The following is a 20,328-nucleotide window of genomic DNA, read 5'->3' as shown; positions in this document are numbered from 1 at the left end:
ATCGGTCGCTTCGTCGAGTGCGAAGACCTCGTCGGGATACACGGTGGCCTTCCGTGTGCCGTCGAAGAAGGGGATGTCGACGGAGGGCTCTCCGGAGTGGTCACCGCCGTGGCCGACGATGTAATGCCGGTCTTGACCGTCGTCGTCGATCTTGTGCCATTCAATCGTCATCGCGTCGGAGGTGCCGGCGCATTGCAGGTACCGAGACTTCTCGCCTTCGTGGATGTGATGCGCGAAGTGAATGCCTTCGGGAATGGCGCCGAGTATGAATGTGGACCTCTCCCCCGGCCGGAGGAGGCCAAGAAGATGGGCGACTTGATCACGCGGGCCGCGAAAGTCGGAGCCGAATTCCATGGAGCTGCCATCCATCGTGTAGTAATAGCGCTGGGCCACTGCATCCTCCCTCTCACTATTGCTGACGTTGATGTGGACTCAGGTCCAGAGGCGAGTTACCAGCGCCTCAGCGGTCTCGAATGCCGAGCGCGCCGCATCCATCCCCGACGCCGCGTCAGCCAAACTCGTGTTCATGCGCTCGAGAGCGTCCGACCACTGTCGCTGGGCCGCGTCGTAGGCGTTTCTCGCGTCTCCTGTCCATTCGGCTCGGCCTGCGGCGACGGCGGCATCGAGGTCGTCGAGATGTCGCTCGATGGACACGGTTGCGTCGCGGAGCGCATCGATGAGCTCTGCATGGCGGTCGCCGTCGAAACGGATGGTCACGGCTGCGGTTTCGGCCAGGCGAGGTCGTACCAGCGCAACTCGTACGCGGACGGGATCTCGCCGGTCTCGTAGTAGTGGAAGAAGATGTCGGTCGCTTCGTCGAGTGCGAAGACCTCGTCGGGATACACGGTGGCCTTCCGTGTGCCGTCGAAGAAGGGGATGTCGACGGAGGGCTCTCCGGAGTGGTCGCCGCCGTGGCCGACGATGTAATGCCGGTCTTGACCGTCGTCGTCGATCTTGTGCCATTCAATCGTCATCGCGTCGGAGGTGCCGGCGCACTGCAAGAAGACCGGGCTTCCGCCCTCATGGAGGTAGTCGACAAAGTTTTTGGCATCGGGAATTGGCGCGAGCATCAGGGTGGACCGTTTGCCGGATTGCATCAGGGTGAGCAAGTTTTCCAGCAACTCTCGGGCTGGTCGTATTCGCGGCTTGAGCTCAGTCGAACGAGAGCCATCGACCGTGTAATAGTGCCGCTTTACCGTCATGGTACAACCGATATCAGCACGTCGGTGATTGTCATTTTCTGCCCCCTGATCGTAACGGTTGCAGGGTTGTCGGGGGAGATGGAATCATCGAACGATTTCTGGTTCTCTGCGTTCTTCATGTATTTCTCGTAACCCGTTCCACTCTTCACCTCGATGGCTGTATAAGTGCCGTCGTCGTTTTTTACATATCCGTCGAAGTAGCGTTGCTGGGTGGAGCCCTCGATCGAAGACCGAGCCCTCTGGCGCTCCACCGGGACCTTCAGTTCAGCTTCGACTTCATCGAGACCGATTTTTTCCTTATCTACCCACGGCTTGTTCGTTTGCCCATGCGCAAACTGCCCGTAGTCGTCACGGCCATCTCCTCGATCGGCCCCATGCTGCTTCTCCATCAGCATGACACCCGCGCTGCCGGTTGCCTCACCGGCCAGCTTCGAGGCGCCCGCGGCCGCCAACGCGCCGCCGGTCCCCGCGACGGCGACGCCACCGACGACCGCGGCCCCGCCCGGAACGCTTCCCACCCCGGTCGCGGCCAGCCCTCCACCACCGAGAGCTGTCGCGCCGCCGCCGATCATCATCGCCCCGCCACCCAGGAGAGCGAGGAGTGCGTCTGGATTGCGCAAGATGGCATTACCGACCGAGGCGGTACCGTTCACCAGGTTCGCCAGGGTGTCCCAGTGAATCTGGCCTTGCACGACGAGCGCTCCCAAGAAGAGCGCGCCGGCCCCTTCCCACGTGAGTGCTTCCGGCGGCGTGATCGCGGTCACCGCATGTGCGGCGGTGTCGCCCGCGTCTCGGACCTCGGACCGGGCATAGGCGAGCAAACTTTGCGCGTCACTTCGAGTTGCTGCGCCGGCGTCTGTGTAGAAGGGGACGATGCCTGTCGCGCCCGCCTGGCGTTCCGCCTGCCGGTAGCTCTCGACCCCTGCGGCCGTTTGCGCCTGCGCAACCTGCCACATGGCGATGGCATCGCCCGCCTTCTGCTGTGCCCACCCGAGTACGGTTGCGTATTCGTCTAGCGCGTCGGCTGCCGTGGTCAGTGACTCCCCCAGCTGTTGCCATTGCGTCCCCACGTCGGGGAGACGGGCAGCGAAGCCGTCCGCGGCTGCCCCTTCCCAGCCCTCCGGCGAGGGAAGGCTCGTTAGCTGAGCGGCGATGTCCCCCGCAGTACGTGCATTCTCTCGCCACCGCGATACGAATTCGTCCAGACCGCTCACCGACCCGGGGATGAGGTCGACCGGGTCGGACGTCTGCCCGAGTTCGCTCACCTCTCGACCGTCCCGCCGGGCACCACGAGGTCTTGATCGGTGCTCTCGTACAGGTCGGCACTCTGCCGGAGCCGCTCGACGAGGTGACCGAGGTCCTCGATCGCGCTTCTCCACGCTTCAGCCGTGTCGACCGCAAGAAGCGAGATAGCCTTCGCCGCGGCGGCGTGGCCGATATCGGCCGGACACGTCTCGACGAATGAACCCGCGGAGTCGCGCACACCCTCGATGTGCGCGGCGGTCGAGCGCAGAGCCTCAGGATCGACGGAGAATCTTGGCACGAGAGCCCCCTCTCGCCGACGAGGGTAATGCTTTGATGGCGCGAGCGCTGTTTTCCTTCGACTTCTCCTAGGAGGATTCACCCGGGTGAAACGTGAGTTCCCCGCACTCGCCCGGGATCGTTCCCTGTGGCAGCGGGGAGCCGGCGGTCCTCAGCGCATCACACTCGCGCCGAGCTCGACCGGACTGCCCTCGATGTTGCCGACGATCCCGCGGATCACGCCCGTGCCGTCTTCGCGGCGCAGGCCGTCGTACCAGGCCTGGGTCGCGGCGACGTCGAAGGCGTGGGTCTCGTGGGCGCGCTTGCGGGCGCGCAGCACGAGGTCGCCCGCGCGTTCGGTGCGGATGCGTTCGTAGCGCTTGAGCGAATCCTCGACGCCGAGGGTCGACGTGGCGAACACGATGCCGAGCGCGAAGCTGTCTTCGAGCGCCGAGCACGCGCCCTGCCCGATGTCGGGGGCGGTGTTGTGCGCCGCGTCGCCGAGGATCGCCACGCGGCCCCGCACCCACGTGTCGAAGGGGTCGATGTCCCAGATCTCCACGCGGTTGAGCGACTCGTCGGGGTCGATGCCGTCGAGCAGTGCCCGCACGCCCGGTGCGCCCCACGACCCGAAGGCGTGCTCCAGCGCCGCCATGCGGTCTTCGACCACGCCCGAGGGCCCGGGCACATCGACGAAGAAGTAGAAGCGGTCGCCCGCGACGGGCATCACGGCGCAGCGCTTTCCGTCGCCCACGTACGTCGTCCACTGGTCGAGCGGCCCGATCCGCTCGTCGGCCGCCACCAGGCCGTTGTAGTTCACGTACCCCGAGTAGGAGCGCTCGGGACGGATGCCGGTGGGCTCGGTGACGTAATCCCGCACGAGCGACCGGGCGCCGTCGGCTCCGATCAACAGCTCGGCGAAGTCGGTGGAGCCGTCGGCGAACGTGGCGGTCACGATGCCGTCGGCCTCGTAGACCCCGGTCAGCTGTTTGCCGAGGTGGATGTTGTCGGAGCCGACGGCATCCATCATCAGCTGCTGCAGGTCGGCGCGGGCGACGGGGTACGGGCGCTGGCCGGTCTGTTCGGTGACCGGGGCGAGACTGAAGCGGCACATCTCGTCGCCGGTGTGGCCGTCGTAGTAGGCCATGTCGTCCATGCGCCCGCCGAGGGCGGCGACCTGCGGGCCGAGACCGAGCCAGTTGAGCACCTTCACGCCGTTCGACCACAGTGACAGTGCGGCCCCGACCGGTCGATTCTCGCGCATGCGGTCGTAGACGACGACCTCGTGGCCGAGTTTCTGCAGGGCGAGGGCGGCGGAGGTTCCGCCGACTCCGGCTCCGATGACGATGACCTTCATGACGCTCCTCAGCTGCCGCGGTAGGTCGAGTAGGCGAAGGGGCTCAGCAGAAGCGGCACGTGCAGGTGCTGCTCGCCCGAGACGGTGAAGGCGACGGTGACCACGGGGTGGAACGACGGCACGTCGAGCCCACGGAAGTACGCGCCCGTCGCGAAGGTCAGCGAATAGTCGCCGTCGTCGAGCCGGTCGGGGCCGAGGGCCAGGCGCCCGTCGGCGTCGGTGGCCCCCTCCGCGACCGCCGTGCCGTCGAGACGGGCCAGCGTCACTGTAACGCCGGGCGCGGGCGTGCCAGCTGTGGCATCCAGGATGTGGGTGGTGACGTGGGTCATTCGGCGTCCTCGGGTTCGGCGGGAGCGTCGTCGGCGAAGGTGGTCCGCAGGCGCAGCAGCGCGATCTCGGCGAGCTGGCGGGTGGCCTCGATCGTCTCGGCGTCGGGGTCGTTGCCGAGCCGGCGCTCGAGCTCGGCGCGCATCTCGCTCGGCGTTCGTCCGGCGGCGCGGATGAGGAAGACGCGACCGAAGCGCTCCTCGTACGCGGCGTTGCCCGCGGCGATCGCGGCGACGTCGTCATCGGCGGCGGACGCCATCGAGCCCTGTTCGCGACGGGATGCCGCAGCCTCGGCGCCCTCGCCCGACACTCTCGCGCCGATACGGGGGTGGGCGTGGAGCGCTGCCTCGAGGTCGGCAGGCGACCACGCGGCGGCGAGGTCTCCGGCGTAGGCGGCGAGGGCGTCGACGCTCGCGTAGGGGCGGCCCGTGACGACGGCGTCGACCCAGCCCGGAACGTCGGCCCAGACGCGGGCGACGGAGACTGCTTCGGCATCGTCGGCGGCGTTGAAGTCGGAGAGGTGCATACGCGCCACGCTAGGCGGTGCGCGTTACGCGGCTGTAGCGGGATGTGTCGGCGATGTTGCTGTGGGCAACATCCCGGGCGGGGTTCGCGGTCATGAGAACAGGGGATGTCATGAGAACAGGCCGTTGCAGCCTGTCCTGATTGTCTTTCCTGTTCTGGTGACGCGAGACGCCGGGGGTGGCGAGCCGCGCCCTGCGTCAGGCGTGCACGATCAGCCAGTGGGCCACGGCGTCCGTGTCGCCGGTGTTGTGCAGGCGGTGGGGGACCGAGCAGGGGTAGCTGATGGCATCGCCGGCGCGCAGGATCACGCGCTCGGCCTCGAAGTCGATGGTCAGCTCGCCCGCGACGACCGTGCCGACCTCGTACCCCTCGTGGTGGAACAGTCCGTCGGCGCCGTGCGCGGCCGCTCCGGGCGGGTAGATCGACTCGAAGTAGTCGACGCCGGGAGAGGACCCCGGGGTGAGTCGGCGGAACGACACCCCGCTGTCGAGCACGATGTCGGGCGACTGGCCCGCGCGCTGCAGGGTGAATCCCGAGGGGCCGGCGGGTTCGACGGAACGACCGGATGCCGGGTCGAAGGCCGCGACGAGCGGAACGCCGAGGGCATCGGTGATGGCGATGAGGCGCGAGACGCTCGGCTGCATCACGCCGCGCTCGATCTGCGAGACGGCGCTGGGGGAGATGCCGAGGGTCTTCGCGAGGGCGCGTGCCGACATGCCGCGCGCCTGCCGCAGGTCGCGGATGCGGGTGCCGACGGAGGTCGTGGCCTCGGATTCGTGGGCGGCGGCGGCAGTCTCGACGGCGTCGGCGAGGGATGGCTGCGGCATGCCCCGAGTCTAAGGATCGCCGAGGGTGTGAAGGAGCGACTTCACATGCTCGTTACAAACGGGAAACAGCCGCGGTGATGTGAACCAATAACTTCACATCAGAGCTCCACTCCGGCCGCGGACTCCACGTCGTGGCATCCATCGTCCTGAGAGGATTGACATGACTTCGACCCCGCTCACCGGCCCCCACGATCTCGTGGAGGCCGCCGGCCACCCCCACGGGGGTGGCAACATGAAGCCCCACTACGACGATCGTCTCGCCAACGAAGACCTCGCGCCCCTGCGGAAGCAGAAGTGGTCGAGCTACAACATCTTCGCGTTCTGGATGAGCGACGTGCACTCGGTCGGCGGTTACGTCACCGCCGGTTCGCTCTTCGCGCTCGGTCTTCAGTCGTGGCAGGTTTTCGTCGCCCTCATCGCGGGCATCGTCATCGTGCAGGTCTTCGCGAACATGGTCGCCAAGCCCAGTCAGAAGACGGGCGTGCCCTACCCCGTCATCAACCGCGTGGTCTTCGGCATCCGGGGTGCGAACATCCCCGCGATCATCCGCGGCCTCATCGCCATCGCCTGGTACGGGGTGCAGACGTTCCTCGCGGCGGAGTCGCTCAACATCATCTTCCTGAAGTTCATCCCGGGCTCCGCGGCCCTGCTCGACGTCTCGTTCGCGGGCCTGTCGGCGCTCGGCTGGATCTCGTACGCGATCCTCTGGGTCGCGCAGTTCCTCCTCTTCTGGAACGGCATGGAGGTCATCCGCCGCTTCATCGACTGGGCCGGCCCCGCCGTCTACGTCGTGATGATCATCCTCGCCGTCTACCTCGTGTCGCAGGCCGGCGTCCAGAACATCTCCTTCACGCTCTCGACGACCCAGCTCGACTTCTGGGCGTCCATCCCGGTCATGTTCGCCGCCATCGCCCTCGTCGTGTCGTATTTCTCCGGCCCGATGCTGAACTTCGGCGACTTCGCCCGCTACGGCAAGAGCTTCGAGGCGGTCAAGAAGGGCAACTTCTGGGGTCTGCCGATCAATTTCATGTTCTTCTCGCTGCTGACCGTCATCACCGCGTCGGCCACCGTGCCGGTGTTCGGTGCGCTCATCACCGACCCGATCAAGACGGTCGAGCAGATCGACACCCCCTTCGCGATCCTGCTCGGCGGCCTGACCTTCGTCACGGCCACGGTCGGCATCAACATCGTCGCCAACTTCATCTCGCCCGCCTTCGACTTCTCCAACGTCGCCCCGAAGAAGATCTCGTGGCGCGCGGGCGGCATGATCGCCGCCGTCGGATCGACCTTCCTCATGCCCTGGAACTGGTACTCCAACGCCGACGCCATCCACTACTCGCTCGGTGTGCTGGGCGCGCTGATCGGCCCGCTGTTCGGCATCCTGATCGCCGGCTACTACATCGCCGCTCGCCAGCGGGTGAAGGTCGACGCGATGTTCACGATGGACACCCAGGGGCCCTACTGGTACCGCAACGGCTTCAACCCGAACGCGGTCAAGGCCGTCGTCTTCGCGGGTGTTCCGACGGTCGCGATCGCGATCTTCCCGAAGCTCTTCGCCGACCTGGGCCTGTTCGACATCGCCGCCATCAGCGACTACAGCTGGTTCATCGGCTGCGGTCTCGGCTACGTGCTGTTCCTGTTCTTCGAGCGTCTCGACCCCCGCATCCCGACGTTCGACGGCGAGACCGAGGGAATCTCCGACGGCACCGTCGACGGAGCCGCCGCCACGGCGGCATCCGAGCCGTCGGCCGTTTCGGCTCCGGTCGCCGTCGTGGCGAACACGGTTCCGGATGCCGCGGCCCCCGGTGCGACTTCTCGCGAGGCGCTCGCGTGAGGATCCTGCTCATCAACCCCAACACCTCCCGGGCGATGACCGCGAAGATCGCGGACGCCGCCCGGGGGGTGGCGGGACCCGGGGTGATCGTCGATGCCGTGTGCCCGAGCGTCGGGGCGGCGGCGATCGAAAGCCACACCGACGAGATCGCGGCGGCCACCGCCGTGGTCGAGCTGATCGCGGCGGACCGCGACGGATCCGACCCCGCAGACGCGTACGTGATCGCCTGCTTCGGCGACCCGGGGCTCGACGCGGCGCGCGAGCTGGTCGACGTGCCGGTGGTGGGCATCGCCGAGGCGGCGATGCACCTGGCAGCGGTGTCGGGGCGGCACTTCGGGGTGGTCACGACGCTCAGCCGGACGCTGGGGCGTGCGCACGACCTCGTGTCGCGGTACGGCATGGAGCGGGCGTGCGTCTCGCTCGCCGCGACGGGGATTCCCGTGCTCGACCTCGAGGACACCGACTCGCCCGCCGTGGAGACCATCGCGCGGTATAGCGCCGACGCGGCCGCCGGGGGCGCCGACGTCATCGTGCTCGGGTGCGCAGGCATGGCCGATCTCTGCATCGAGCTCACGGCACGCGTGGGTATTCCGGTCGTCGACGGGGTCGCGGCGGCGGTGGGCATGGCATCCGGGATGGTGCGCATGGGGCTCGGTACGAGCAAGCGCGACGAGTACGCACGGCCGCCGCGGGCCTTCGCCGGTGGCCTCGGAGTGCTGGGCGAGCGCGATGTGTCGCCGCACCCGTCGGCCGGTGGCCCCGGGGTGACTTCTGACGCGCCGGGGGCAGCGACACCGCCCCGCGCCGCCGTCGTCACCTCGAAGGTGTTCGCATGAATGTTGATGACGGTTACATCGGCGAAACGCGAGGCGCTTAGCGTGAACGGCATGAGCACCCGGATCGCCGCCCGCCGCGTCTTCGTCGACGGGGCTTTCGCGCCCGCCACGGTCGTCATCGACGACGGGGTGATCGACGCCCTCGAGCCGTTCGACGCCTCCGCCGACACGGTCCTCCCCGCCGACGCGGTGCTGCTGCCCGGGCTCGTCGATTCGCATGTGCATCTCGACGAGCCCGGCCGCACCGAGTGGGAGGGCTTCGCCACGGGCACCGCCGCGGCGGCCGCGGGAGGCGTCACCACGATCGTCGACATGCCGCTGAACAGCCTCCCCGTGACCACGACCGTCGAGGCACTGGATGCCAAGCGCCGGGCCGCCGCAGGAAAGCTCGCCGTCGATGTCGCGTACTGGGGCGGCGCGGTCCCCGAGAACCTCGGGTCGCTCCGTGCTCTCGCCGACGCCGGGGTCGTGGGCTTCAAGTGCTTCCTCTCTCCCAGCGGGATCGACGAGTTCGGCCATCTCGATGCCGAGCAGCTCGAGCGGTGCCTCGCCGAGCTCGCCGAGTTCGACGGGCTTCTGATCGTTCATGCCGAAGACCCCGCACATCTGCACGCCGACGGCCCTCTGGGGCAGCGCTACAGCGACTTCGAGGCCAGTCGCCCGCCGATGAGCGAGCGCGCCGCGATCCTCCGCGTCATCGACGCCGCCCGCCGCACGGGCGCCCGGGCGCACATCGTGCACGTGTCCGACGGGGGAGCGCTCGACGCCGTCCGCGCGGCGAAGGCCGAGGGCGTCCGCCTCACCGTCGAGACGTGCCCGCACTACCTCACGCTCGACGCGTCGGCGGTGCCGGACGGCGCGGGAGCGTTCAAATGCTGCCCGCCCATCCGCGGCGGCGCCAACCGCGACCTGCTCTGGGCGGGTGTCGTCGACGGCACGATCGAGGCGATCGTCAGCGACCACTCACCCGCAACCGTCGAGTTGAAGGGCAACCCCGACTTCGGTCTCGCGTGGGGCGGGATCGCGGGACTGCAGACCGGCTTGTCGGCCGTGCACACCACGGCCCGCGAGCGGGGACTCGCGTTCGAGTCGTTGCTGCCCCTGATGACGACCGGACCCGCGCGCATCGCGGGCCTCGAGGGGCTGGGCGTCATCGCCCCCGGCGCTCCCGCGCACCTGATGGCGTTCGCTCCTGACGAGGAGTTCACGGTGGATGCCGCGGCCCTCGAGTACCGCAACCCCGTCTCGCCCTGGCACGGTCAGACCCTCACGGGGGTCGTCCGCGAGACGTGGCTGCGCGGCGAGCCGGTCTACCGTCGCGGGGCCGCGGTGACCGAGCGTGAGGGGCGCGAGATCCTGCGCACGGCGACGGCGGTACAGGCGTGAGCGCCGCCACGGCGCCCGAGCCCGGCGCCCTGACCACGGCGGGGATTCCCGGGGGGACCCGTGTCCCCGCCGTGCCGATCCTGCAGCCCGGTGAGGGCCCCATCCCCGCCGCCCACTACCTCCCCGCCGCGCCCGACACCGTGCTGTGGGGACGCCTCCCCTGCGCGACCGACGCCCCCGTGCTCGAGATCTCCTCGGGCGAGAGCGTGACGATCGACACCGTGAGCCACGAGGGCATCCTCGACGACCAGGGCAAAGACCCCGCCGCGTACTTCGCCGCGCACGGTGTCGCCGCCGACGACGTGCTCGTCGACGCGATCGAGATCGCGGCATCCGTGGCTCGAGATCCCTTCGCCGACGGACCGCACGTCGTCGTCGGCCCGGTGCACGTGAAAGACGCGCATCCCGGCGACCTGCTCAAGATCACGGTCGAGTCGTTCGTCCCGCGCGTTCCGTACGGCGTGATCTCGAACCGGCACGGCAAGGGCGCCCTCGTCGGCGAGCTGCCCCGAGGCGAGCACAACGTCAGCGTGTTCGCCGCGGTCGCCGAGCGCGACGGCATCCTGCACGGCACGCTTCCCCTCGTCGAGGGAGGGGATGCCGTGGTGTCGTTCCCGCTCGCGCCGTTCCTCGGCACGATGGGGGTGGCCGTCGCCGGCGACGAGCGTCCGCACTCCGTCCCGCCGGGCCCCCACGGCGGCAACATCGACATCAACCTTCTCGTCGAGGGCGCGACCCTCTTCCTCCCCGTGCAGGTCGAGGGGGCGCTCGCCTACATCGGCGACCCGCACTTCGCCCAGGGCGACGGCGAGGTCGCGCTCACCGCGCTCGAGGCATCGCTGCGAGCGACCCTGCGGTTCGAGGTCATCCCCGCCGACGCCGCCCGCGCCGCTTTCGGTGAGGTCACCGGCCCGTTGGTGCGGACCCCCGACTACCTCGTGCCGACCGGGATGGACCCCGACCTCGACGCCGCGATGCGCGCCTGCGTGCGTTCGTCGCTCGCGCTGCTCGGTGGCCGATGGGGCATGGACGAGCACCTCGCCTACGCGTACCTGTCGGCGGCGACCGACTTCGACATCTCGCAGGTCGTCGACATCGTCTCGGGCGTGCACGCGCGCATCCGCGAAGCCGACTTCGTGGGTGTTCCGGCCGTGGAGCCCGAGGCATTGGCATCCGCTCCCGAAGGAGACGCCGCATGAGCCCCGTCCTCGCCGCCGCCCTGGCCCGCGCCGAGGCCGCTGACGCCGACTTGGCCTTCGACGCCCATGTCGCGCGCGCGCCGCGGGACGTCGACGCCGCGGGCCCGCCGTTCAGGCGGGGCGCCCCAGAGTCGGCTCCCTCCGGTCGAGTGTCCAAAACACCCGGACGATTTTCCTGGGTGTCCGGGTTTCTTGGACACTCAACGCAGCTGAGAGGCGGGCGACGCTCGTGACGGATGCCATGACTCCGCCGACCGAGACCGCCGCCGCCGGGTCGGTGCCGACCGGCCCCGCGCCCGAAGCTTCCGACACGGCGCCGATCCCCGCCGACCTCCGCGCTGCGTTCGACGCGTACGAGCGCGCGATCGTCGCGAACGACCTCGACGCGCTCGACGCCTTCTTCGCGCCCGGGCCCGACACCCTGCGCGGCGACCCGGCGGGACTGCTCGTCGGGCACGACGCGATCAGCGGGTTCCGCTCGCTGCGCGGAGGCGTGCCCCCGCGCGACATCGCCGAGGTGCACTACCGGCCGCTCTCGCCGGATGCCGCCCTGCTCATGTCGGTCTCGCGCTTCCACGGCGGAGGCCGCGGCCTGCAGACGCAGGTGTGGCAACGCCTCGACGGTCGGTGGCTCATCACCGCCGCTCACGTCGCGCCGCGCACGCCCCCGCTCGACAGGACCATCTGGCGCAGCGTCGGCGACCCCTTCCAGCAGGGCGCATGGGAGGGGCCGCTCGCGGGCCTGACCGTCGCCGTGAAAGACCTGTTCGCGATCGCCGGCTTCCGCATCGGCGCGGGCAACCCGACGTACCTCGAGCAAGCGCGACCCGAGAAGGCCACTGCCCCCGCCGTCGCCGACCTCCTGCGCGCCGGGGCGTCGCTGCGCGGGATCGCCCGCACCGACGAGTTCGCCTACTCGATCGCCGGAGACAATGTGCACTACGGCACCCCGCCCAACGGCGCGGTGGTGGGTGCTCTTCCCGGCGGATCGTCGAGCGGACCGGCATCCGCCGTCGCCCTCGGCCATGCCGATATCGGTCTCGCCACCGACACGGCCGGCTCGATCCGCGTGCCCGCGTCGTACCAGGGGCTCTGGGGCTTGCGCACGACCCACGACCTCGTGCCCCGGCAGGGCATGCTCCCCCTCGCGCAATCGTTCGACACGATCGGCTGGCTCACGCGCGACGGCGAGACGCTGCAGCGCGTCGCCGACTGGTGCCTGAGCTACGACGGCTCGTCCTCGACCGAGAACGTCCAGGGTGCCTCCGGGGAAGATCTCCCCTGGCGCTTCCTCGTGCCCGAGGAGATCCTCGCGTGCGTGGAGCCCGCGACCCGCGAGGCGTTCTCGCGGTTGCTCGCCGGGCTGTCGGCATCCGACGATCCGCCGCCGTTCCGCGCCGTGTCGAGTGGAGACCTGGATGCCGCGTTCACGGCGTTCCGCACGGTGCAGGGCGCCGAGGCGTGGCGCAACGACGGCGAGTGGCTGCGGGCGCACCCCGGGGCCGTGGGCCCCGCCGTGGCGGAGCGCTTCGAGATCGCCTCGCGCATCACCGCGGCCGACGAAGCCGCCGCGCGCGAACACCTCGAGCCGATCGCCGCGCATTTCGCCGAACTGGTCGACGGGGCCGTCCTGATCTTCCCGACCGTGCCCGGCCCCGCGCCGCAGCGCACCGCCGACGTCGACGCCGTGCGGGCCGCAACCCTGCGGATGACCGCGCCCGCTGCGATCGCGGGTCTTCCCGCTGTGTCGGTGCCGCTGCTCACCGTCGATGGCGCCCCGGTCGGGGTCTGTCTCGTCTCTCGGGCCGGTACCGATATCGCCCTCGTGCGCCTGGCCCGGCGCCTCGCCGAGGCCGCCGGCGCGGGGGTCGCCCAGTGAGTCGCGTCGTCCCGTCGTCGGGCCGTGCGAGACTCCTGACTTTCTCCCCCGTGGCGGCGGTGGCCCTCCCCGGGGTGGTGGCTGCCGTCGGTTCTTCAGGAGTTCGGCCCGCTCCGCCGCTCCCACCGTCTCGTCCCGCCCGCCCGAAGTCCCTGTCCCGCACCACGGAGTCCTGATGTCCCACCTCCCCGGCCCGATCGATCCGCCCGCCCGCCTGCTGATGGGCCCCGGCCCGATCTCGGCGTACCCCAGCGTGCTGCGCGCGATGGGGGCGCCGCTCGTCGGCCAGTACGACCCGTTCATGACGGCGACGATGACCGAGACGCAGGAGCTGTACCGCCAGGTCTGGGGCACGACGAACGACGCGACGTTGCTCATCGACGGCACGAGTCGCGCGGGCATCGAGGCCGCGATGGTCTCGCTCATCCGCCCCGGCGATCGCGTGCTCGTGCCCGTGTTCGGCCGCTTCGGCCACCTGCTGGCCGAGATCGCCGAGCGCGCTCTCGCCGAGGTCCACACGATCGAGGTGCCGTGGGGACAGGTCTTCCCGGTGTCGACGATCCGCGAGGCCGTCGAGCGGGTGAAGCCCCACCTCGTCGCGTGCGTGCAGGGCGACACCTCGACCACCATGCTTCAGCCGCTCGACGAGATCGGCGAGATCTGCCGCACGCACGGCGCGCTGTTCTACACCGACGCCACCGCTTCGCTCGGCGGCAACCCGTTCGAGATGGACGCCTGGGGCCTGGACGCCGCGACCGCGGGACTGCAGAAGTGCCTCGGCGGTCCCTCGGGCTCGGCGCCGCTGAGCCTCTCCGACCGCGCCGTCGAGGTGGTGCGCTCGCGCGCCCGGGTCGAGGCCGGAATCCGGGAGGAGGGCGATGCCGTGGCATCCGACTTCATCCGCTCGAACTACTTCGACCTCGCGATGATCCTCGACTATTGGGGACCCCGGCGCCTGAACCACCACACCGAGGCCACCACGATGCTCTACGGCGCGCGCCAGTGCGCCCGCGTGCTGCTTCTCGAGGGCCGGGATGCCGTGATCGAGCGCCACCGGCTGCACGGCGACGCGATGCTCGCCGGCGTCGAAGGCCTCGGGCTCACCGTCTTCGGCGACGTGGCCCACAAGATGACCAACGTGGTGGCGGTGGAGATCCCGGATGCCGTGGTCGGCGACGCCGTGCGCAGCGAGCTGCTCAGCGACTTCGGCATCGAGATCGGCACCTCGTTCGGTCCGCTCCACGGCCGCGTCTGGCGCATCGGCACGATGGGCTACAACGCCCGCACCGACGCCGTGCTGACCACCCTCGCCGCTCTCGAGACGGTGCTGCGGCGCCACGGTGCGGCGGTGCCGGCCAGCGGGGGCGTCGAGGCGGCCCAGGGCGTCTACGCGGCGGCTCGCTCGTGAGGCCGGGAGTTCGCGCGTGAGCACCGCCACCCGCCTGCAGGTCGCCCCCGATCTCATCGCGTCGGCCGCCCGCCGCGTCATGGGTCGCTGCGAAGAGCTGGCCCGCGTCACCTCGACGCCCGGGAGTATCACGCGCGTCTACCTCTCGCCCGAGCACGCCCGCGTGAACCGCCTTGCCGCCGAATGGATGCGCGAGCTCGGCATGACCACGCGCCAGGACGCGGCGGGCAACCAGATCGGACGCCTCGCCCCCGCCGGAGCCCCCGATGCGCCGGCGCTGCTGATGGGCTCGCACCTCGACACCGTCCCGGACGCCGGACGCTTCGACGGCATCGTCGGGGTGCTGATGGCGCTCGAGGTCGTGCGACTGATCCGCCGGGTCGACGCCGAGGGAACGGCATCCAGCCCCTTCCCCTTCGCGCTCGAGGTCGTCGCCTTCAGCGACGAAGAGGGCGCGCGCTTCGGCAAGGCCCTGCTGGGGTCGTCGGCCGTGGCCGGGCAGTGGGACGCGTCCTGGTGGGAGTTGACGGATGCCGACGGCTCGACGCTGCGCGAAGCCTTCCGCGAGTTCGGGCTCGATCCCGGCCGCGTGGGCGAGGCCGCTCGCCGCCCCGAGCAGCTCGTCGGGTATCTCGAGGCGCACATCGAGCAGGGACCGGAACTGCACCGCAGCGGGCAGGCGCTCGCCGCGGTGTCATCGATCGCGTCGGCCAGACGGTTCCAGCTCGTGGTCGAGGGGGAGGCCCGCCACGCCGGCGGCACGCCCTACGACATGCGCCGCGATGCCCTCCTCGGCGCGAGCGAGGCCGCCCTCGCGGTCGAACGCATCTGCCGGGGTGAGCACCACATCGTGGGTACCGTAGGCCAGCTCGAGGCCTTCCCCGGAGCCGTCAACGTCGTGCCGGGCGAGGCGCACTTCTCTCTCGACCTGCGCGGAGAGTTCGACGACTCCCGCGACCACGCGTGGGACGAGATCGCGCGCGAACTCGACGCCATCATGGGCCGTCGCGGGCTCCGCTGGACCGCGCGCGAGGTGCACAGCGCCCCGGCCGTGTTCTGCGCACCCCTGTTGCAGGACGTGGTGCGGGCGGGCATCGGCGGCGAAGCACCGACCCTCTTCAGCCGTGCGGGCCATGACGCGATGTCGATCGGCGCGATCACCGAGGTCGGCATGCTGTTCCTTCGCAACCCCGACGGCATCAGCCATCACCCCGACGAAGCCGTGGCCGGAGCGGATGTGGCGGCGGGGATCCGCGCGCTGGCCGAGGCGGTGCTGCACCTGGGGGCCGAGCGGCGCTGAGTTCCTCGTCGATCAGCGAGATGCCCGGGCAGTCGACATCGGTATCGCTCTTCGCCGTGACCGTGCCGTGCGGTGAGCAAGATCGACCGTCGTGGTCACCTGGCTGTACCTTCGCGGTGCGTTTGTGGTGCGAAACCGAACGGTTTCGCACCACCGTGCGTCAGGCCTTGATGAGGTGTCGCAGTGCTCGGGCTGCGGCGACGAGCTTGTTGAGCTTGTTCGGCAGTTTGACTTTGCCGAAGCTGTCGCTGGCGACCGGGCCGGCGAGGTGGTTTTGCAGGCGGCGGAAGCTGTCGATCTGGCGTGTCAGTAGGTCGATGTCCACGACGTCTTCGTTGGTTTCCGCGAGGAGGTAGAGGGGGCCGGTGACGAGGGCGATCGCGGGGATGCGGTGGTCGTAGAGCGGTTCGCCTTCGCCGAGGTGGATGAGGGCGCCGGGCTTGACGGGGTGGCCGGTCGGGTCGACGCCGTTCCACGTCGCACGGGCCAGATCCGCGAGTTCCTTGGTGGTGGCGTAGAGCAGTTCGGGTTCGAGTTTCCCGGTGGGGCCGTAGGTGCCGGTGGCGGGGTCGACGTCGTAGTGCTTCGCGCCGAGGTGTTCGATCGCCAGGCCAGCGACGGCGTGTAGCGGACTCCCGGTTGACCACATCTCTGGGTGCGCGTCCAGCCAGGCGGTGGTGGCTTGGCCGTGGGAGGTGACGGCGGGGATGCGGAGGTGTCCGGCGGTGTAGATGAACACGATGGTGCGGTTGTGGGGCGCTGCTGCGGCGTCACGCGCGAGGGTGAGTAGTCCGATGTGGCCGTTCTCTTCGACGGCGTTGCCGCCGTCGCTGTGGGTGACTACCAGGATTGCTTCGTGGGCGTCGCTCCCGGAGCCGGGGGAGACAGCCCAGAGGGTGTCCATCGTGGCGCCGGGCACTCGCTCGGCGGCGAGGACGACTGTGGCGGTGGCGCCGGCTTCGGCCGCGGCGACGAGCGCGTCGGCTTCGGACTCGGGAGCCCACACGGCCGGGATGCCCTGGTAGTCACGGGTGAACGGCAGGTACTGGGCGTGCGCGGCCCCATCGGGTAGGTCACGCCAGACAGCGATCACCGCTCGCACCCCGGCTGCGCACGCCTTCGCCAGATCGGTGCCGCCAAGCTCTGACCCGACAACGGGGTTGGCGATCGAATCGAACGGATAGGTGCCGTCCCACGTGTCGACCAAGAGGGAGGAGGGGACGTCGATGTTGCGCATCTCCACCACGGCGATCTTCCCCGCAGCGTTCGCCCACTTCTTGCGTCGTCCGCGGAGGAGGACGAGGGGCGCCGTGACGCCCTCCGGGGGTGTCTCGCCGGAGTAGGGCCACGCCGAGGAGAGTTTCACCGCGCGGCCGGCGACGGTGAGCGCGACGTTTTCCGGGGACACGTCCCAGCGTTCGAAGGAGTGCGGGTCACGGTGCACCTGGTAGCCCAGGTCGGTGAGGTCTTGAGCGACGTCTTCGATGAGCGCGCGGTGCGCGCTAGTGGCGGAGTTGCGCGGGCCGAGTTCGTGCAGTCGACGGATCCGTGCGGCGTAGTCAGTCATGAGACCTCCCGAACGTGAGCGCTCGGGAGAACGAGGGGTGGTGTGACATGCGCGAGGGCGTTGTTCAGTGCGGGTAGGTCGATGCCGCGCGCGGCGAGCTGAGCGGCACCATCGGTAGACGCTTGGGCAATGCGGGGCGCGACCGCCTCCGCCGCCTCGAGGCCGGCGGGGGTGAGGCGGACGAGCACGCGGCGCCTGTTCGCCTCGTCAGGGCGCCGCTCGACAAGTCCGCGGTTTTCGAGGTGGCGCACCCGGTGGGTTACCGACCCCGCCGTGATGAAGAGCTGTGCCTGAAGGTCGCCCATCGCGATGTCCACCGGCGAATACCTCCACAGCACGAACAGAACGTCCCACTCCCAAAGGTCCAGCTCACTCCCCGCCAACACCACTGCCGAGTAGGCGGCGAGGGTGCGGTGCGCGAGAAACAGTCGCCGGTTCAACTCCAACGCCGACAAGTCCGCGTCGGGGAACCGAGCACCCCAGGCCTTCAAAACCTCATCCATGGCGTCTGTCATGACACCTCCAAAACTTTTATATCAAAATGTCGCGTACGGCATGCGCATTGCTTTCCTCACGTCATCTGTACGGGGCAGGTGTGCTGCAGTACCGATCGGTTTCACGCCTCCGCGGGACCGTCGACGGGGCGCCGCACATTGGCGGGCCCGCCAGGCGCGAGTCGCTAGCCTCGTTAGATCAGCGAGTTCAGCTCGCCGTAAGCGACGGCCGGGGCCAAGGGCCCATACGTGCCAGCAGTCAGCAGCTCGGTAGCGGCCGATCGAGCAATCTCGTACGCGGCCTGTGCCATGCCCGAGCCGACGCTCACGCGGGCCACTCCGAGTTCCGAGAGCTGCGCGGTGTTCGGGGAGCCGGGACCTACCATCACGTTCAGCGGGCCGTTGATCGCCTCAGCCAGCGCCCTGATCGTGTCGGCGTCGCCAACTCCGGGTACGAAGACACCATCTGCTCCTGCTTCGAGGTACCGGTGCGCTCGGTGGAGGGTCTCAACGAGGCGCTGCTCCGGCGTGACCAGGCCGGCGAGGTACACGTCCGTCCGCGCGTTGATGAACATCGGCACCCCGGCGCGATCCGCTGTGCGTCGAGCCGCGCCGATACGAGCTATCAGCTCTGCTGGGGGCAGTGCGCCGTCCTCGATGTTGATGCCGACCGCACCGGCCTCGAGAACGGCGTCGACCGTCTGCTCCACGCCGTCTGCGTCATCGGCGTAGCCGGCTTCGATGTCAGCGGTGACCGGCACGGTGACCGCGCTTGCGATCCGAGCGAGTGCCGCGATGGCCTCCTCGCGCCCGAGCGCGTTACCGTCCGCATGACCGAGTGACCATGCGACACCTGCGCTGGTGGTAGCGATGGCTGGCGCACCCGCGCTCTCGACGAGTCGGGCGCTTGCTACGTCCCAGGCGTTGGCGAGAAGGAGCGGGTGTGCGGGGTTCTGGTGCAGCATGTGGAAGGCGGCGGCCTGCGTGGTTCTGTCGTTCATCTGCTCAGTTCATCCGAGCCGCGGTCCCGTTTCTGGCGGATATCGGACGACGCGGTCAGCGTTACAGCGGTCTCGATAGCCGATCGCCAGACGAGACGTCCGGCTGTGCCTCGTGACCGTGGTCAGCGATGGAGCTCGACGCCATCATGGGTCGTCGCGCGTTCCGCCGGACGGCCCGCGAGGTGCACAGCGCCCCGAGGCCGTGCTGCACCTGGGGGCCGAGCCGCGCTGAGTTCCGCGTCGAGCGTGATTCCCGGGCGGTCGCGACCGCTGTCGTAGCCCGCCCGTGCGCATGCCGCGCGGGCGCCCGGTTCAGGCCACGAGAACGCGGGTGGCCCCCTCGGTCACCGGGCGCCCTGCGGAAGAATCGAGTCATGACCCCCACCCCTGGCATCCTCGAACTCCTCGCTTTCGCCGCCGAGCCCGGCGGCGGCAACCCCGCGGGTGTCGTCCTGGATGCCGTGGGCCTCAGCGACGAGGAGATGCAGCGGATCGCGGCCGACCTGGGGCACCCCGAGACCGCGTTCGTCGGCGCCCGTGAGGGGCGCCGCGTCGCCGTGCGCTACTTCTCGCCCGATGACGAGGTTCCGTTCTGCGGGCATGCGACGGTCGCGACCGCCGTCGCGCTCGCCGAGGCCGAGGGGCCGGGGTCGTTCGTCTTCGACACGGCCGCGGGGGTCGTCGAGGTGACGACCGAGCGCGGAGCAGAGGGGCGTGTGACGGCCGGATTCACGAGCGTCGAGCCGTACGTCGTCGACCTCGAAGCAGACGTCGCCGACCGCCTGCTCGGTCTTCTCGGGCTCTCTCACGCGGACCTCGACGAGCGCATGCCGCTGGCCCAATCGTTCGCGGGCAACCTGCACCCGGTCGTCGCGGTGCGGGAGCAGCACACGTTCGATTCCTTCACGTTCGCGCCCGCACCCGTGCGCGCTCTGCTCGACGAGCGCGGATGGAAGGGCACGATCATCGTCGTCCATGTCGACGCTGCGATCGCCGACGGCGTGGTGATCGAGGCGAGGAATCTCTTCCCGGTGGCCGACATCACCGAGGACCCCGCGACGGGCTCCGCGGCGGCGTCGCTCGGCGCGTATCTGCGCGACCGCGTCGGCCTCCCGGCTCCGTTCGGATTCAGCGTCCGGCAGGGCCGACACATCGGTCGACCGAGCGTGCTGGACGTCGAGGTTCCGGGATCCGGTGGCATCGTCGTGCGGGGCTCGGCGACGCCCCTCTGAGCCGCGCCGGCGGGTCGTGCCCCTGCCGGGAACCGGAGGGCTCGGCGGGGCGACCCCGCAGACGCGACCAGCGATCACATGATCCAGATGCGCTCGCCGTGGTGCACGTCGAAGCACTCGTACGGGCCGAGGTCGTCGATCGCCCGCACGATCGTGCCGTTCTCGAACGTCAACGCGAGGCTCGAGGGCGCGTCGACCCGCACCGCCGTCACGGTCAGCGCGAGCAGGTCGAGCAGCGGCGCCGCGAGAGCGCGGGAGTCTTCGGCGGATCTCTCGTCGCCGCCCGGGACGGTCACGGCGAGCGGCCCCTCGACGTCGAGGCCCACGCCTTCGTCGAAGAACAGCGACACCTTGTAGCGGCCGAAGGTCACGGCATCCAGCCGTCGCCCCTCGAAGAAATCGAACGTCTCGTCCGCGGGAATGCCGTACACAG

The 20,328-nt window shown here is 69.7% G+C and carries 21 protein-coding genes; 8 read left to right on the top strand and 13 right to left on the bottom strand.

Features of this window, described 5'->3' with window-relative positions:
* The 9 genes from DEU35_RS17030 to DEU35_RS05530 form a co-directional block, all read right to left on the bottom strand.
* The coding region (locus DEU35_RS17030; RefSeq protein ID WP_116238821.1) for a hypothetical protein at positions 1-393 on the bottom strand (393 nt) is incomplete at its 3' end.
* A 39-nt stretch (positions 394-432) separates the two neighbouring features.
* Positions 433-717, bottom strand: coding sequence for a WXG100 family type VII secretion target (locus DEU35_RS17025; protein ID WP_170210745.1), 285 nt, complete (start codon positions 715-717; stop codon positions 433-435).
* Entirely contained in the window at positions 714-1,097 is a 384-nt protein-coding gene (locus DEU35_RS17020) for a hypothetical protein (protein WP_220340839.1), read from the bottom strand. Before DEU35_RS17020 ends, DEU35_RS17025 begins: the two co-directional genes overlap by 4 nt.
* A gap of 101 nt (positions 1,098-1,198) precedes the next feature.
* Positions 1,199-2,467 (bottom strand): putative T7SS-secreted protein, encoded by a 1,269-nt coding sequence (locus tag DEU35_RS05555; protein WP_116238820.1) that lies wholly within the window; start codon positions 2,465-2,467, stop codon positions 1,199-1,201.
* Positions 2,464-2,745 carry a hypothetical protein gene (locus DEU35_RS05550; RefSeq protein ID WP_116238819.1) on the bottom strand — a complete coding sequence of 94 codons (282 nt, stop codon included), beginning with the start codon at positions 2,743-2,745 and terminating at the stop codon, positions 2,464-2,466. The genes DEU35_RS05555 and DEU35_RS05550 overlap by 4 nt, the downstream gene beginning before the upstream one ends.
* A 150-nt stretch (positions 2,746-2,895) precedes the next feature.
* Positions 2,896-4,080 carry an FAD-dependent urate hydroxylase HpxO gene (hpxO, locus tag DEU35_RS05545; RefSeq protein WP_116238818.1) on the bottom strand — a complete coding sequence of 395 codons (1,185 nt, stop codon included), beginning with the start codon at positions 4,078-4,080 and terminating at the stop codon, positions 2,896-2,898.
* An 8-nt stretch (positions 4,081-4,088) separates the two neighbouring features.
* Positions 4,089-4,409, bottom strand: a complete 321-nt coding sequence (uraH, locus tag DEU35_RS05540) for a hydroxyisourate hydrolase (RefSeq protein ID WP_103207010.1) — start codon at positions 4,407-4,409, stop codon at positions 4,089-4,091.
* The gene (gene uraD, locus DEU35_RS05535) at positions 4,406-4,933 is read right to left on the bottom strand and encodes a 2-oxo-4-hydroxy-4-carboxy-5-ureidoimidazoline decarboxylase (RefSeq protein WP_103207009.1); all 528 of its coding nucleotides are present in this window, start codon (positions 4,931-4,933) and stop codon (positions 4,406-4,408) included. The genes uraH and uraD overlap by 4 nt, the downstream gene beginning before the upstream one ends.
* A gap of 196 nt (positions 4,934-5,129) precedes the next feature.
* Entirely contained in the window at positions 5,130-5,759 is a 630-nt protein-coding gene (locus DEU35_RS05530) for a helix-turn-helix domain-containing protein (RefSeq protein ID WP_103207008.1), read from the bottom strand.
* A gap of 160 nt (positions 5,760-5,919) precedes the next feature.
* Here DEU35_RS05530 and DEU35_RS05525 point away from each other — a divergent pair, with 160 nt between their 5' ends.
* The 7 genes from DEU35_RS05525 to DEU35_RS05495 all read left to right on the top strand — a co-directional run bounded on the left by DEU35_RS05525 (position 5,920) and on the right by DEU35_RS05495 (position 15,601).
* Complete coding sequence (locus tag DEU35_RS05525; RefSeq protein ID WP_181904577.1) at positions 5,920-7,593, top strand: NCS1 family nucleobase:cation symporter-1; 1,674 nt, start codon at positions 5,920-5,922, stop codon at positions 7,591-7,593.
* Positions 7,590-8,429, top strand: coding sequence for an aspartate/glutamate racemase family protein (locus DEU35_RS05520; protein ID WP_116238817.1), 840 nt, complete (start codon positions 7,590-7,592; stop codon positions 8,427-8,429). The genes DEU35_RS05525 and DEU35_RS05520 overlap by 4 nt, the downstream gene beginning before the upstream one ends.
* 51 nt (positions 8,430-8,480) lie before the next feature.
* Entirely contained in the window at positions 8,481-9,815 is a 1,335-nt protein-coding gene (gene allB / locus DEU35_RS05515) for an allantoinase AllB (RefSeq protein WP_116238920.1), read from the top strand.
* Between the two features lie 44 nt (positions 9,816-9,859).
* A complete protein-coding gene (locus tag DEU35_RS05510) occupies positions 9,860-11,014 on the top strand; it encodes an acetamidase/formamidase family protein (RefSeq protein WP_181904582.1) in 1,155 nt (384 codons plus the stop codon).
* A gap of 241 nt (positions 11,015-11,255) precedes the next feature.
* Positions 11,256-12,893 (top strand): AtzH-like domain-containing protein, encoded by a 1,638-nt coding sequence (locus DEU35_RS05505; protein WP_258873337.1) that lies wholly within the window; start codon positions 11,256-11,258, stop codon positions 12,891-12,893.
* A gap of 175 nt (positions 12,894-13,068) precedes the next feature.
* Complete coding sequence (locus DEU35_RS05500; protein ID WP_116238816.1) at positions 13,069-14,301, top strand: alanine--glyoxylate aminotransferase family protein; 1,233 nt, start codon at positions 13,069-13,071, stop codon at positions 14,299-14,301.
* A gap of 16 nt (positions 14,302-14,317) precedes the next feature.
* Positions 14,318-15,601 (top strand): allantoate amidohydrolase, encoded by a 1,284-nt coding sequence (locus tag DEU35_RS05495; RefSeq protein WP_116238815.1) that lies wholly within the window; start codon positions 14,318-14,320, stop codon positions 15,599-15,601.
* Positions 15,602-15,761: 160 nt separating this feature from the next.
* Here DEU35_RS05495 and DEU35_RS05490 read toward each other — a convergent pair whose 3' ends face one another.
* From DEU35_RS05490 to DEU35_RS05480, 3 genes are all read right to left on the bottom strand, one after another.
* Positions 15,762-17,168: a hypothetical protein gene (locus tag DEU35_RS05490; RefSeq protein WP_116238814.1), complete on the bottom strand. Its 1,407-nt coding sequence runs from the start codon at positions 17,166-17,168 to the stop codon at positions 15,762-15,764.
* Positions 17,165-17,683: a MarR family winged helix-turn-helix transcriptional regulator gene (locus DEU35_RS05485; RefSeq protein WP_103207002.1), complete on the bottom strand. Its 519-nt coding sequence runs from the start codon at positions 17,681-17,683 to the stop codon at positions 17,165-17,167. The genes DEU35_RS05490 and DEU35_RS05485 overlap by 4 nt, the downstream gene beginning before the upstream one ends.
* Positions 17,684-17,856: 173 nt before the next feature.
* The gene (locus DEU35_RS05480; RefSeq protein ID WP_116238813.1) at positions 17,857-18,663 is read right to left on the bottom strand and encodes an isocitrate lyase/phosphoenolpyruvate mutase family protein; all 807 of its coding nucleotides are present in this window, start codon (positions 18,661-18,663) and stop codon (positions 17,857-17,859) included.
* A 374-nt stretch (positions 18,664-19,037) separates the two neighbouring features.
* Between DEU35_RS05480 and DEU35_RS05475 the strand changes: the two genes are divergently transcribed.
* Entirely contained in the window at positions 19,038-19,895 is an 858-nt protein-coding gene (locus DEU35_RS05475) for a PhzF family phenazine biosynthesis protein (protein ID WP_116238812.1), read from the top strand.
* 74 nt (positions 19,896-19,969) lie between these two features.
* Here DEU35_RS05475 and DEU35_RS05470 read toward each other — a convergent pair whose 3' ends face one another.
* Complete coding sequence (locus tag DEU35_RS05470) at positions 19,970-20,326, bottom strand: DUF6188 family protein (RefSeq protein ID WP_116238811.1); 357 nt, start codon at positions 20,324-20,326, stop codon at positions 19,970-19,972.
* Positions 20,327-20,328: the final 2 nt, after the last annotated feature.

Source organism: Microbacterium sp. AG157, assembly GCF_003385695.1.
GTDB lineage: Bacteria > Actinomycetota > Actinomycetes > Actinomycetales > Microbacteriaceae > Microbacterium > Microbacterium testaceum.
Note: the sequence above shows the minus strand (reverse complement) of the source record. Positions and strands in the feature narration are given on the sequence as shown.

Coding starts and splice junctions, on each gene's coding strand:
- DEU35_RS17020 (WP_220340839.1), bottom strand. CDS start 1,097: ATGCAATCCGGCAAACGGTCCACCCTGATGCTCGCGCCAATTCCCGAT.
- hpxO (WP_116238818.1), bottom strand. CDS start 4,080: ATGAAGGTCATCGTCATCGGAGCCGGAGTCGGCGGAACCTCCGCCGCC.
- uraH (WP_103207010.1), bottom strand. CDS start 4,409: ATGACCCACGTCACCACCCACATCCTGGATGCCACAGCTGGCACGCCC.
- uraD (WP_103207009.1), bottom strand. CDS start 4,933: ATGCACCTCTCCGACTTCAACGCCGCCGACGATGCCGAAGCAGTCTCC.
- DEU35_RS05530 (WP_103207008.1), bottom strand. CDS start 5,759: ATGCCGCAGCCATCCCTCGCCGACGCCGTCGAGACTGCCGCCGCCGCC.
- DEU35_RS05525 (WP_181904577.1), top strand. CDS start 5,920: ATGACTTCGACCCCGCTCACCGGCCCCCACGATCTCGTGGAGGCCGCC.
- allB (WP_116238920.1), top strand. CDS start 8,481: ATGAGCACCCGGATCGCCGCCCGCCGCGTCTTCGTCGACGGGGCTTTC.
- DEU35_RS05505 (WP_258873337.1), top strand. CDS start 11,256: ATGACTCCGCCGACCGAGACCGCCGCCGCCGGGTCGGTGCCGACCGGC.
- DEU35_RS05500 (WP_116238816.1), top strand. CDS start 13,069: ATGTCCCACCTCCCCGGCCCGATCGATCCGCCCGCCCGCCTGCTGATG.
- DEU35_RS05490 (WP_116238814.1), bottom strand. CDS start 17,168: ATGACTGACTACGCCGCACGGATCCGTCGACTGCACGAACTCGGCCCG.
- DEU35_RS05485 (WP_103207002.1), bottom strand. CDS start 17,683: ATGACAGACGCCATGGATGAGGTTTTGAAGGCCTGGGGTGCTCGGTTC.
- DEU35_RS05480 (WP_116238813.1), bottom strand. CDS start 18,663: ATGAACGACAGAACCACGCAGGCCGCCGCCTTCCACATGCTGCACCAG.
- DEU35_RS05475 (WP_116238812.1), top strand. CDS start 19,038: ATGACCCCCACCCCTGGCATCCTCGAACTCCTCGCTTTCGCCGCCGAG.